This is a genomic window from Rhodococcus sp. WS3 (assembly GCF_003797085.1).
In the GTDB taxonomy this organism is placed as follows: domain Bacteria; phylum Actinomycetota; class Actinomycetes; order Mycobacteriales; family Mycobacteriaceae; genus Rhodococcus_F; species Rhodococcus_F globerula.
The window spans coordinates 131,937-143,834 of sequence record NZ_RKMA01000004.1; the positions used below are offsets into that span (position 1 = coordinate 131,937).

The 11,898-nt window shown below is 61.2% G+C and carries 11 protein-coding genes; 7 read left to right on the top strand and 4 right to left on the bottom strand.

Features of this window, described 5'->3' with window-relative positions:
- The first annotated feature begins 30 nt into the window (after positions 1-30).
- The gene (locus EEB13_RS28420) at positions 31-1,746 is read left to right on the top strand and encodes a PucR family transcriptional regulator (RefSeq protein WP_261984667.1); all 1,716 of its coding nucleotides are present in this window, start codon (positions 31-33) and stop codon (positions 1,744-1,746) included.
- Between the two features lie 126 nt (positions 1,747-1,872).
- Positions 1,873-2,988, top strand: coding sequence for an NDMA-dependent alcohol dehydrogenase (locus EEB13_RS28425; RefSeq protein ID WP_033233577.1), 1,116 nt, complete (start codon positions 1,873-1,875; stop codon positions 2,986-2,988).
- A gap of 59 nt (positions 2,989-3,047) precedes the next feature.
- On the opposite strand, the gene catC is transcribed toward EEB13_RS28425, so the two are convergent.
- Genes catC through catA form a run of 3 tightly spaced genes read right to left on the bottom strand, consistent with a single transcriptional unit; the run spans position 3,048 to position 5,334 of the window.
- Complete coding sequence (gene catC, locus EEB13_RS28430) at positions 3,048-3,329, bottom strand: muconolactone Delta-isomerase (RefSeq protein ID WP_045065374.1); 282 nt, start codon at positions 3,327-3,329, stop codon at positions 3,048-3,050.
- A 14-nt stretch (positions 3,330-3,343) separates the two neighbouring features.
- Complete coding sequence (locus EEB13_RS28435) at positions 3,344-4,465, bottom strand: muconate/chloromuconate family cycloisomerase (RefSeq protein WP_141486795.1); 1,122 nt, start codon at positions 4,463-4,465, stop codon at positions 3,344-3,346.
- Between the two features lie 29 nt (positions 4,466-4,494).
- The gene (gene catA, locus EEB13_RS28440; protein ID WP_141486796.1) at positions 4,495-5,334 is read right to left on the bottom strand and encodes a catechol 1,2-dioxygenase; all 840 of its coding nucleotides are present in this window, start codon (positions 5,332-5,334) and stop codon (positions 4,495-4,497) included.
- A 199-nt stretch (positions 5,335-5,533) separates the two neighbouring features.
- Between catA and EEB13_RS28445 the strand changes: the two genes are divergently transcribed.
- The gene (locus EEB13_RS28445) at positions 5,534-6,304 is read left to right on the top strand and encodes an IclR family transcriptional regulator (RefSeq protein WP_141486797.1); all 771 of its coding nucleotides are present in this window, start codon (positions 5,534-5,536) and stop codon (positions 6,302-6,304) included.
- On the opposite strand, the gene EEB13_RS28450 is transcribed toward EEB13_RS28445, so the two are convergent.
- Complete coding sequence (locus EEB13_RS28450) at positions 6,301-7,239, bottom strand: AraC family transcriptional regulator (protein ID WP_141486798.1); 939 nt, start codon at positions 7,237-7,239, stop codon at positions 6,301-6,303. The two genes, EEB13_RS28445 and EEB13_RS28450, sit on opposite strands and share 4 nt — an antisense overlap.
- A 275-nt stretch (positions 7,240-7,514) precedes the next feature.
- Here EEB13_RS28450 and EEB13_RS28455 point away from each other — a divergent pair, with 275 nt between their 5' ends.
- The 4 genes from EEB13_RS28455 to benB all read left to right on the top strand — a co-directional run bounded on the left by EEB13_RS28455 (position 7,515) and on the right by benB (position 11,880).
- Positions 7,515-8,084 (top strand): flavin reductase family protein, encoded by a 570-nt coding sequence (locus EEB13_RS28455; RefSeq protein ID WP_092804424.1) that lies wholly within the window; start codon positions 7,515-7,517, stop codon positions 8,082-8,084.
- Between the two features lie 11 nt (positions 8,085-8,095).
- On the top strand, positions 8,096-9,724 hold the full coding sequence (locus tag EEB13_RS28460) for a 4-hydroxyphenylacetate 3-hydroxylase family protein (protein ID WP_033233584.1): 1,629 nt from the start codon (positions 8,096-8,098) through the stop codon (positions 9,722-9,724).
- A gap of 234 nt (positions 9,725-9,958) precedes the next feature.
- Positions 9,959-11,356 (top strand): benzoate 1,2-dioxygenase large subunit, encoded by a 1,398-nt coding sequence (gene benA, locus EEB13_RS28465; RefSeq protein ID WP_095887312.1) that lies wholly within the window; start codon positions 9,959-9,961, stop codon positions 11,354-11,356.
- Between the two features lie 14 nt (positions 11,357-11,370).
- Entirely contained in the window at positions 11,371-11,880 is a 510-nt protein-coding gene (gene benB, locus EEB13_RS28470) for a benzoate 1,2-dioxygenase small subunit (RefSeq protein WP_141486799.1), read from the top strand.
- Positions 11,881-11,898: the final 18 nt, after the last annotated feature.

Below are 11,898 nucleotides of genomic sequence, written 5' to 3' on the forward strand. Positions count from 1 at the left end.
TGTTACAACCCCCTGCGCAAGGAGCACGCCGTGCAAACAGCACCCGCCACCATTGCCGAGAAGAAGTCCGCAGAGTACCGAATCAGCGGATCGACCCCTGCCACCACTATCGGCACGCTCATCTCGTCATTCGACAGTTCCATCATCGAATTACTCGTCAGTCCGAGTGGGCTGGACGTCGAAATTCGATCAATGGCACTCCTCGAAGACTCCGACATCGACGGCACGGAACCCGCGGGCGCACTGTCCGACGTATATCTGCCGGTCGGAGTCCTGATTGATTCGGTGATCGACTGGCTGGTCGCGTCGGAGCACAAGCCGAAGCTGATGCTCGTCAAGAATGCCGTCAACGAAAGCGCATTGCGGGCGGCTGCGGAAAGGTCGGGAATCGCGCTCGCGTCCGTTCACCCGCAGGCCAGCTCCGGTCATATCTACTCGCTGATACAGCAGTTGCTCATCAAGAACACCTACCGCCGTCGTACAACTGCTCAGGGTTCTGGGCTTGACCCCACTGGCGATTCCGATTTGTTCGCGCTCTCCGAGACAGTCGCAGAACTGACCGGCGGCTTGGTCACGATCAACGACAATGCCCAGCACATCCTTGCCCATTCCATCGGACACGAGAATGAGGACGAATTACACCAGCGGTCGGTGCTCGGCCGCGAATGGCCGAGCGGTTACAGCGAATGGCTACAGAAGCGAGGCACATTCGAACATCTACGACGCTCGGACGAGATCATCGACATCCCGGCCGCACCGGAGTTCGGCGCCGCACACCGGCTGGCCGTCAGCATTCGGCGCCGCGGCACAAGCGTCGCTACCTCCGGCGTGCACCAGCAGCATCTCGGAACCATCTGGGTCCAGACTGCGGGAACACCACTTCACGACGGTTCCGACGAGGTGCTTCGCGGCGCAGCAGAAGTGGCCTCGCGCATCGTGATCCGGATCCTCGACGCGTCCCGCCGAGAGAGCGCCCAGATCCAGCGACTGTTCGGCGCCCTTGGCGGCGGAGTCGATATCACTTCCTTGGCGGATTCACTCTCACTATCCCTCGACGGACCGGCCGCAGTGGTGGGATTTGCGACCACCGAGCAGACGCCGGCCGAGTTGCGGCGGATGACGAACTCACTGCGCCTGCACGCCAGCGCTTTCCGACGTGACGCCGTCACCACGGCGATAGTCGACCGGATATACGTGCTCTTCCCTCTTGCAGAAGGCGAATCGCTGATCAGCGATTGGGCCTCCGACACAGTTCACTACCTGGAGAGTTCGACGGATATCGTCGCGCGGGCTGCGGTCGCAGTGATGATTCCCCGGCTGTCCGGGGTGCCAGAGGCCCGAAGAGAAGTCGACCGGGTGCTCGACGCTCCCGGCGACACGCCCTCCCGCGTCACAACTCTGGCTGCCTCCCGCACCGCAGTGCTACTCGGCGAAATCCTCGACCTGATCGGGGACAACGACCGACTGCGCGATCCCCGGGTGGATCGCTTGTTGTCTTACGACGACAAGAACTCATCGGACATGCAATTCACACTCACGAACTACCTCGCTGCGTTCGGTGATGTGAAAAAAGCTGCGGCCTTGCTGAAAGTGCACCCCAACACGTTGAGGTACCGCGTCCGTCGCGCTGAGCAGATCATGGGAATCTCGCTCGACGAACCGGACACACGACTACTGACAGAGCTTCAACTAGCACTTGTCAGCCGGGAACCGTCCGAACCCGAACGGCTGACACCCACCCTCTGACGCCCACCGCTGAACCACTCCCGCAACCGCGCGCCGTCCGATCAACGAGACACGTCACGTACCGCGCACCACTTGCGCGGTACATAACACTCGTCAATGAATCGAACGTCTAACTCAGGAGCACCCTTGAGAACTCGCGGAGCCGTCATCCGTCAAGCGCCCGGCAAGTACGAGGTCGTCGACCTCGAACTCGATTCACCTCGCACCAATGAACTGACCGTCAAAATGGTTGCCTCCGGCCTGTGCCATTCCGACGACCACATCGCCAGCGGCGATCACGCAGTGGGCCGCTACCCCATCTGCGGTGGCCACGAAGGTGCAGGCGTTGTGGTCGAGGTCGGCCCGAACACCGAGGGATGGACAGAAGGCGACCACGTCATCTTCTCCTTCCTTGCCGCCTGTGGCCGATGCCGTTGGTGTGCAAGCGGAATTCAGAACCTGTGCGACAACGGCGCAGCAATCATGACGGGTGGTCGTCCCGGCGACGCCGAAAGCTACCGCATGTCGTTGGACGGCGAACCGGTTTCACAGACCTGCGGCCTCTCCACCTTCAGCGAATACACCACGGTCAGCACACTCTCCGCAGTCAAGGTGGACAAGCACCTTCCGCTCGAGACGCTGTGCCTGCTGGGCTGCGGCGTCGGCACCGGTTGGGGTGCAGCCGTCAACTCCGCCCAGGTGTACCCGGGCCAGACCGTGATCGTCATGGGCGTCGGCGGCATCGGAATCAATGCAGTTCAAGGCGCCGCGCACGCCGGCGCCGCGCACATCATTGCGGTGGACCCCGTCGAATTCAAGCGCACGAGCTCCCTGAAATTCGGTGCCACACACGCAGTGTCCACGATGGAAGAAGCAACCGATATCGCTCGGTCCTTCACCAACGGCCAGGGCGCCGACTCCGCGATCGTCACGGTCGGCGTGACCACTGGAGACCATGTGGCACAGGCTTTCTCGTCGATTCGCAAGGCCGGAACCTGCGTGGTCACCGGACTGGGCAAGATGACGGACATCGGAATTCCGGTGAGCCTGATGGAACTCACGCTGTACCAGAAGAGAATTCAGGGATCGCTCTTCGGCGCCTCCAACCCGACTGCCGACATCCCGTGGATGATCGATCTCTACACGAGCGGAAAGCTCAACCTCGACGGGTTGATCACCAACCGCTACTCCCTCGATCAGATCAACGACGGCTTTGCCGACATGCATTCCGGCCGGAACCTCCGCGGCGTTATCAACTTCTAGCACACGCTGTCTGGACTCGACCTCAGGTCGAGTCCAGACAGAACTCGCAGCATGACCGGCTACTTGATCGAGGATCCGTGTTGCGTCAACGGCATGACTTCGATGCTCATGTACGGGAACAATGGGAGATTCCAGAGAATCTCGTGCAGTTCGTCAGCCGACTCGACGTCGAAGATACTGATGTTGCTGAACTGACCCACGATTCGCCACAAATGCACCCACTTGCCCTGGCGCTGAAGGTCTTGCGAGTACGCCTTCTCCGTGGCTACGGTCTCCGCGCGCACCACCGGGTCCAGATCGCGTGGAATGTCGACGTCCATCCGTACGTGAAACAGTGCCATATTCTTCTTGTCCTCTAGTTCCTGGTCCAGGTTTTGACGGCGTCCATGTTCAGTTCGACTCCCAGGCCAGGCCCGGAGGGAAGGTGCAACTGACCTTCGGAATACTTCAGGGGTTCCTGGAGCAATTCCTCACTGAAGAGCAACGGTCCGAAAAGCTCTGTTCCGAAGTTGATTCCGGGCTCGGCGCAGGCGAAGTGCAACGAAGCCGCTGTACCGATCGGCCCTTCGATGGACGTCGCACCGTGGCACGCGATACCCGCAGCCTTGGCAATCGCGACGACCTCGCGGCTACGCTGCAACCCACCGCACTTGGTGGTCTTGAGCGCGATGACGTCGGCAGCGCTGCGACGTGCGATTTCCAGAGCGTCGTGCGGCGTCTGCACGCTCTCGTCGGCCATGATCGGAATCGGTAACAGCCTACTGAGTTCTGCGAGAACCTCGATTTGGTCTGCCGGAGTGGGCTGTTCGATCAACTCGACGCCCCCCTCGGCGAGTTTCGGCAGGTACCGCAGCGCAGTGAAGCGATCCCACCGCGCGTTGACGTCGACGCGGACACCGGCATGACCGTCGAGCGCCTGCGCGATCTCGACGATGCGCGCAACATCGACGGCAGGATCAAGTGCGCCCATCTTGAGTTTGAAGCTGAAATTGAGTCGGGCTTCGAGCTTTTCGTGAGCTTCTTCGATGATCTCTGCCGCCGGCGCCGCACCCAGTGCCCATGTGACGTCGACGCTTTCACGGAAGGCCCCGCCGAGCAGCGTGTGCACCGGCACGCCCAGGCTGCGAGCCCAGGCATCGTGCAACGCCACGTCGACGGCAGCCTTCGCGAATCGTGCATTGGCAACAACCTTCTCGATGTCGGCCATGATCGCAGTGATCTGGTCAACGCGCCTGCCGACAGCTATCGGCGCAATGTACTTCTCGATGATGACCTGCATCGTCTCCACCGATTCGCCGCCCCACCACGGGCCGCCCGGAACGACACCTTCGCCGTAACCGATCACTCCGTCGGACGTGCGGATCGCGACCAGCAACAACGGCTGCGCCGTCATCGACGTGGTGGCGAACTTGTGGGGGCGAACCAGCGGGACGTCGAGGATGGACGTCTCGATGGAGACGATCGACAGGTCTGTCATCAAATCACTTTCTTTCGAACAGTTGTGGATCAGGCCGGGTCGAGCACGAAGTCGTACGTGACCCGGTTGATTCCATCGGCACCCGGCTTCGGATCGAGAATCAGTTCGGGCTTCGTGGCGGTTGCCACGTCGTTCTCGATCCACTCACCGTCCTTGAAATAGAGCTGCGTAGTGATCGTGCGCTTGCCGGGAGCCTTCACCATGAGGTGCAGGTGCGCCGGACGCCACGGGTGCCAGCCGGCCTTCTCGATGAACCAGCCGGTGGGTCCGTCGGTCGGAATCTGGTACGGCGCAGGCTGAATCGTGGTGATCTCGAACCGTCCCTCTCCGTCGGTCACGATCGTTCCGCGGAGGTTCCCGTCGGGGATGTGCGGCGCGAAATGGGAGTAGTAGCCCTCGTCGTCCGCATGCCACAGCTCGACGGTGGCCCCGTCCAACCCGTTGCCGTCGAGGTCACGGACCTGCCCCTCGAAGACCAGCTTCGATCCAACCTCGTTGTCACGCATGGGAAGTTCGCACTTAGCCGCCAATGTCTTGGCGTCGGCCACGTAGTACGGCCCCTCGATGCTGCCCTTCGTACCGCTCTGGCCGCGGTACGCAACCTCTTCGACGTTGTGCTCGAGGAAGACGTCCAGCCACAGCGGCCATTCACCGAACTGGCCGATGTCGATCAGCCACTGCTTGAGAACCCGATACTCGGGGTAGGTGACACCATGCTTGTCGATGACGCCGGCAAGTGCTTCGAGGACGTCCTTGGCGATGGCCGAGACACGCTCGGGCGGGGTGTCCGCACTGACTCGTTCCTGGAGGAACTTGTCGGTGGCGGCGGTGCCCGAACCTACTGCGGTGGGGCTCTCGGAAGTGGTCATGTGGTCCTCCTCGGGGCCGTGTATGGCTGTTACCGGGTGGGCGCCGTACTGCTGGGCTGAGTCGGCTTCCCAAGTCTGGTTGTACGCTCTGCGTACATCTGTTACGCTGTGCGTACGCTTGTACTGTGCGCCCAATCACAGACCTTTGTCAACCTTCGGGCGTACTACGTCGACATAACCGCAGCTGAAGGGCTATCCCGTGACCGAGAACGATCGCGATTACATCCAGAGCATCGAGCGTGGATTTGCGGTACTGACGGCATTCGACGAGAAGAATCCCAATCCGTCGCTCGCCGACCTTGCCGCTGAAACAGGGCTCTCCCGCCCTGCCGTGCGGCGCATCCTCCTCACCCTTCAAAAGCTCGGGTACGTCACCGGCAACAACAGTCGGTGGTCGCTCACCCCTCGCGTTCTGAGCATCGGACAGCACTACTCGGCGTCACACGCCCTGACGGAGGCGGCACTCCCCCGCCTGCTGGAGATCGCAGAACACACTCACGAGTCGGCGTCACTGGGCGTGCTCGACGGCGCCGACGTGGTCTACGCCGCCCGTGTACCCGTCCGCCGGATCATGAGCATCAACGTCAGCGTCGGCACCCGAGTGCCTGCATATGCCACCTCCATGGGCCGCGCCCTGCTCGCATGGGCGCCAACCGACATCGTTGACAACGTCATCGCAAACTCCACGTTCGATGCCCTCACACCCACCACCATCACCGACGAAGGCGCATTCCACACCGCGCTTCGTGTTGTGCGCGAACAGGGCTACGCCCTCACCTCCGAGGAACTCGAAGACGGTTTGATCTCCCTCGCCGCCCCCGTCCGCGATGCCGGTGGAAGCGTCGTCGGCGTGACAGCGTGTTCAACCTCGGCGGGACGAACTACCCCGGAAGCCTTCCGCGCCGACGTCGCACCCTTCCTCGTGGAGAAGGCAAATCAACTCAGCGCAGACATGGGATACCGGAGCTAACTTCTCAATACTTCAGAAGGCAACAGACCGTACTTACGCCGGAATGACGACGCAAACCGTCCGGTGTGCGTAAAACCCCATCTCACAGCAACATCGGTGACCGTCGTCGAGTCGTCGGCATCGCGCAGATCTGCGTGGACCCGTTCGAGACGGATGTCGAGCAGGCATTCCGACGGGCTCCGGCCCACGTACTGCCGAAATCCTTCCTGCAATCTCCGTACGCTGACGCCCGCCACCTCGGCCATCTCCGCTGCGGTCCACACTCTGGCCGGGTCGTCGTGCATCTCGTCGAGTACGCGCTTGACGATGCGCGGCCTGGCGTGTCGCACCGTATCCTCACTTTCGGGCATCGCGGCAAGGACAAACGCCGAGATCACAGCGCCGGAGAGCTGGCCTGCCACCAGTTCGTTGTGCAGCACTCCAACCGGGCCGAGTATCTGATCCGACAGTGAGCGAACAAATTTCAGCCACCTGGCTCCGTCGTCCCCGCGGAGATCCACTTGATCGGGCAAGTGCATTCCGGGTCGGCCGAGTACCTTCTCCATCTCGCGGTCGAGGTATTCGCGGTCCATCCGGACTCCGACAATCTCGCAGTCCGCGCTCCACCGCGTGATTCTTGTGGTGATGTCGGGTGGACACACCGTCGCCACGCCCTCCGTCGAGAGCACGTGCGAGCCCGCGAACACCGACTCGAGCTCGCCTGAGAGCGGGATGTTCACCCCGTAGGCACCGGGATGATCGGATTCGACCGCGACGTCTGCTCCCCATCGAATATGAGCGATCCTCAGCGGTCCCAACTCGGCGGTGCACACCCCGACTCCGCTGGCCGCGTGCCGTGACAACGGCGTGAGCGTGTGCGGAAAATAGGCGTCCGAAACCGCATCACACGCCTCGTCCCAGTCGCGGGGAGCTGTACCGATCATGGAGTCGACCATCGTCCTTCTTCACCTTCCAAACCCGTGACCAGCCACATTGCCGAGCATGAGCGCTGAACATCATTGAACACTGTGTCCCCGGTCACTTCCAAGAGGAAACGGATACAGGCTTCGATCGGGTGCGCAATCCGGATAGACACCGCGCTGTACGGATCGACCGAAGGCCGCGCTCGCCGTACGTTCGTCTTCACTCCCGGCACGAGTCGTCTGCTACTTCCGCCTCCCGCACTTCGCGGCACTCTCACTCACCAGCCATCCGACAAGGAGGTCCGGTCATGGAACAAAATCAGCTTCGAGGCATCTTCGGCCAATTCGCCAGCGGCGTCACCGTCATCACCTGCACCAACGCCGACGGTCAGCCACATGGGGCCACGGTCACCGCATTCACGGCAATCTCCCTGGAACCACGCCTGTGCCAGATCACGATGACGCGAAAGTCCAAGGCGTGCGGCTACCTCGGCAACGCGCCGTTTGCCGTGAACATCCTTGCCGCCGACCAAGTGGATACGGCCATGCATTTTGCAGGCCGGCCACAGCGCACCGAGCCGCGATGGATCGACGGACCGACCGCTCCCCTGCTCGACGGCGCCGCAGCAACCATCTCGTGCATCCCGTGGAAGGAGTACGACGGCGGTGATCACATCATCTTCATCGGTGAGATCGTCGACGCACAGTCCAGCGGCAAGGATCCACTCCTCTTCTACCGAAGCACTTTTCACGATCTAGGCGCTACGTCGTCGACCACCGTCTGGAACGGCAGTCAGGACGACCCGCACAGCGGGTGGTTCGACGCCACCACTTCCTTCACTCCGATTCATCTTCAGCCCGCATCTCAAACGATCTGAAAGGCTTTGCCATGACGACCACCGAAATTCCTCCCACCGGCGTCGACCCCGCAGATTCCGGAGCGCCACAGGCCAATCCGGCCGCTGATTGCGAAGCCAACCGCACGAAGAACTTCGCCACCCGGCCGATGACCGGCGACGAGTACATCTCGAGCCTGCAGGACGGTCGCGAGATCTGGCTCCACGGAGATCGTGTCAAGGACGTCACGACGCATCCCGCTTTCCGGAATCCGATCCGTATGACCGCAAGGCTGTACGACGCTCTGCACACCGGCGAGCACGTGGACGCCCTGACTGTTCCGACCGACACGGGCAACGGCGGTGTCACCATGCCGTTCTTCCGCACCCCGACGTCGTCGGCTGATCTGCTCAAAGAGCGCGACGCCATCGCGACGTGGGCTCGTATGACCTACGGCTGGATGGGCCGCTCCCCCGACTACAAGGCAAGTTTCCTGGGAACCCTCCACGCCAACAAGGAGTTGTATGCACCGTTCCAGGACAACGCCGAGCGCTGGTACCGCGAATCGCAGGAGAAGGTTCTGTACTGGAACCACGCGATCATCAATCCCCCGGTGGATCGCCAACTTCCACCGGACGAGGTCGGCGACGTCTTCATGAAGGTGGAGAAGGAAACCGACGCCGGTTTGATCGTCAGCGGCGCCAAGGTTGTTGCCACCGGGTCGGCGATCACCAACTACAACTTCATCGCTCACTACGGTCTGCCGATCAAGAAGAAGCAGTTCGCCTTGATCTGCACGGTACCGATGGACGCTCCGGGTGTGAAGCTGATCTGCCGCACCTCGTACACCGAACATGCTGCGGTGATGGGCAGTCCGTTCGATTACCCGCTGTCGAGCCGCATGGACGAGAACGACACCATCTTCGTCTTCGACAAGGTGCTGGTTCCGTGGGAGAACGTCTTCATGTACGGCGACGTCGACCGGATCAACGCATTCTTCCCTCAGTCGGGATTTTTGCCGCGCTTCACCTTTCAGGGCTGTACACGCCTGGCTGTAAAGCTCGACTTCATCGCCGGCCTGTTGATGAAGGCACTCGAAGCCACCGGCGCCGGCGGCTTCCGCGGAGTCCAGACCCGCGTCGGTGAAGTGATCGGCTGGCGAAACCTCTTCTGGTCGTTGACCGAATCGATGGCACGCGATCCCGAACAGTGGGTCGGCGATTCGGTGATACCGAAGCTCGAATACGGCCTCACCTATCGAATGTTCATGATCCAGGGGTACCCGCGGATCAAGGAAATCATCGAGCAGGACGTGGCATCGGGTCTGATCTATCTGCCGTCGAGCTCACTCGATTTCAAGAGCCCGGACGTGCGCCCCTACCTCGACAAGTACGTTCGCGGCTCCGACGGAATCACCGCCGTCGACCGCGTCAAAGTCATGAAGGCTCTGTGGGATTCGATCGGTACCGAGTTCGGCGGCCGGCACGAGCTGTACGAGCGGAATTACTCGGGTAACCACGAGAACGTCAAGGCGGAACTCCTCTTCGCCGCGCAGAATCGTGGGCACGCCAGTTCCATGAAAGGCCTGGCGGAACAGTGCCTGAGTGAATACGACCTCGACGGCTGGACGGTTCCGGACCTTATCGGCAACGACGACGTCTCGTTCTTCAAGAACCGGTAACTCCCGCCACCGTCAGGGCGGACTCGCGGTGCCGAGTCCGCCCTGACGGCAGGACCACGTTCACGAACACCATGCCCTGGGTCAGGACTAGGCATATGCCTAGTGTGACCTGCAACACAGAATGTCAAGGTGAATCCAGTACCGGACGCAGCCCCGTCCGGAAAGCAGGCCCCAAGCAGATACCGACAGCCCTCGGTAATCGCAGCTGGTCGCCTAGTCGAGCTGGAGGACCCCATGACAGATATGTTGGACGCTGCTCAGAGCACGGACAAATACGCGAAAATGCGCGCTGCCCTCGACGACGCTCTCGTCGAGGACCCGGAGACCGGCCGCTACCAGGTACGGCGCAGCGTCTTCACGGACGAGCAGCTGTTCGACCTCGAGATGACCCACATTTTCGAGGGCAATTGGATCTACCTCGCGCACGAGAGTCAGATCCCCAACGTCGGCGACTACTTCACCACCTACATGGGCCGTCAGCCCATCGTCATCACCCGAAACAAGGATGGCGAACTCGGCGCACTGATCAATGCCTGCAGCCACCGCGGTGCGATGCTCTGCCGCCGCAAGACAGATAACCGAACCACCTTCACCTGCCCGTTCCACGGATGGACGTTCAACAACAGTGGAAAGCTCCTCAAGGCCAAGGATGCTCGGACCGGCGGCTACCCGGAACAGTTCAACAAGGATGGCTCACACGACCTGACCAAGGTCGCACGATTCGAAAATTATCGAGGGTTCCTCTTCGGCAGCCTCAATCCGGACGTCCTGCCCCTCGAAGAACATCTCGGTGACACCACGAAGGTAATCGACATGATCGTCGACCAGTCACCCGACGGACTCGAAGTGCTGCGCGGCGCCTCTACCTACACGTACGACGGCAACTGGAAGTTGCAGACCGAGAACGGCGCTGACGGCTACCACGTGTCCTCGACGCACTGGAACTACGCCGCCACCACAGCCCGCCGCACCGCCGGAGAATCGGCCAACGAAACCAAGGCGATGGACGCCGGTACCTGGGGTAAGCAGGGCGGCGGATACTTCTCCTACGACTACGGACACCTCCTTCTGTGGATGTGGTGGGGCAATCCCGAAGACCGCCCACTGTTCGAGCGTAAAGCGGAGCTGGAGGCTCAGTTCGGTTCCAAGAAGGCCGAATTCATGGTTGGTGCGTCAAGGAACCTCTGCCTCTATCCGAACGTCTACCTCATGGATCAGTTCAGCAGTCAGATCCGGCACTTCCGCCCGATCTCTGTTGACCAGACCGAAGTCACGATCTACTGCATCGCGCCCAAGGGCGAAAGTGCCGCAGCCCGAAGCAACCGCATCCGTCAGTACGAGGACTTCTTCAATGCAAGCGGCATGGCCACCCCGGACGACCTCGAAGAGTTCCGGTCTTGCCAGAAGACCTATCAGGCCGCCGGTGCGCCGTGGAATGATCTGAGCCGTGGTGTGACACACCAAATTTCCGGACCCAATGACGTTGCCAAGGACCTAGGCATGGACCGCGTTCTCTCCAGCGGATCCAAGACCGAGGACGAAGGCCTGTACCCGATTCAGCACGGCTACTGGCGCGACGCCATGATCGCCGCGGTCGATGCCGAACAAGCCGCTTCTGCCCGGACCAACTGAGGATCTCGATCACCATGACACTAGCAACCGCCAATGCCGTCACCCTCGAATCCGTGCAGCAGTTCCTCTACCGCGAAGCCCGCTATCTCGACGATCGTGAATTCGAGAAGTGGATCGAGTGCTACCACCCCGATTCCGAGTACTGGATGCCCGCCTGGGCCGACGACGGTGAACTGACTACCGATCCGCAGGCAGAAATCTCATTGATCTACTACCCCAACCGGGGCGGCATCGAAGATCGCGTATTTCGCATCCGCACCGATCGTTCCAGCGCGACAAGCCTTCCCGAACCGCGCACCGGCCACAACATCACCAACGTCGAAATCCTCGAGGCACGCGATTCGGTAGTAGACGTGCGCTTCAACTGGTTCACGCTGTACTTCCGCTACAACACCGTCGACACCTACTTCGGCACCTCGCACTACACAATCGATTTCGCGGGCGAGCAGCCGTTGATCCTGAAGAAGAAGGTAGTCCTCAAGAACGACTACATCCATCATGTTGTCGACATCTATCACTTCTGACGTTTACGATCGAATCGA

Bases quoted from the DNA above. Each gene is read 5' to 3' on its own strand.
- catC (WP_045065374.1), bottom strand. From the start codon at position 3,329: ATGGCACTGTTTCACGTACGGATGGACGTCGACATTCCACGCGATCTG.
- EEB13_RS28435 (WP_141486795.1), bottom strand. From the start codon at position 4,465: ATGACAGACCTGTCGATCGTCTCCATCGAGACGTCCATCCTCGACGTC.
- catA (WP_141486796.1), bottom strand. From the start codon at position 5,334: ATGACCACTTCCGAGAGCCCCACCGCAGTAGGTTCGGGCACCGCCGCC.
- EEB13_RS28450 (WP_141486798.1), bottom strand. From the start codon at position 7,239: ATGGTCGACTCCATGATCGGTACAGCTCCCCGCGACTGGGACGAGGCG.
- EEB13_RS28455 (WP_092804424.1), top strand. From the start codon at position 7,515: ATGGAACAAAATCAGCTTCGAGGCATCTTCGGCCAATTCGCCAGCGGC.
- EEB13_RS28460 (WP_033233584.1), top strand. From the start codon at position 8,096: ATGACGACCACCGAAATTCCTCCCACCGGCGTCGACCCCGCAGATTCC.
- benA (WP_095887312.1), top strand. From the start codon at position 9,959: ATGACAGATATGTTGGACGCTGCTCAGAGCACGGACAAATACGCGAAA.
- benB (WP_141486799.1), top strand. From the start codon at position 11,371: ATGACACTAGCAACCGCCAATGCCGTCACCCTCGAATCCGTGCAGCAG.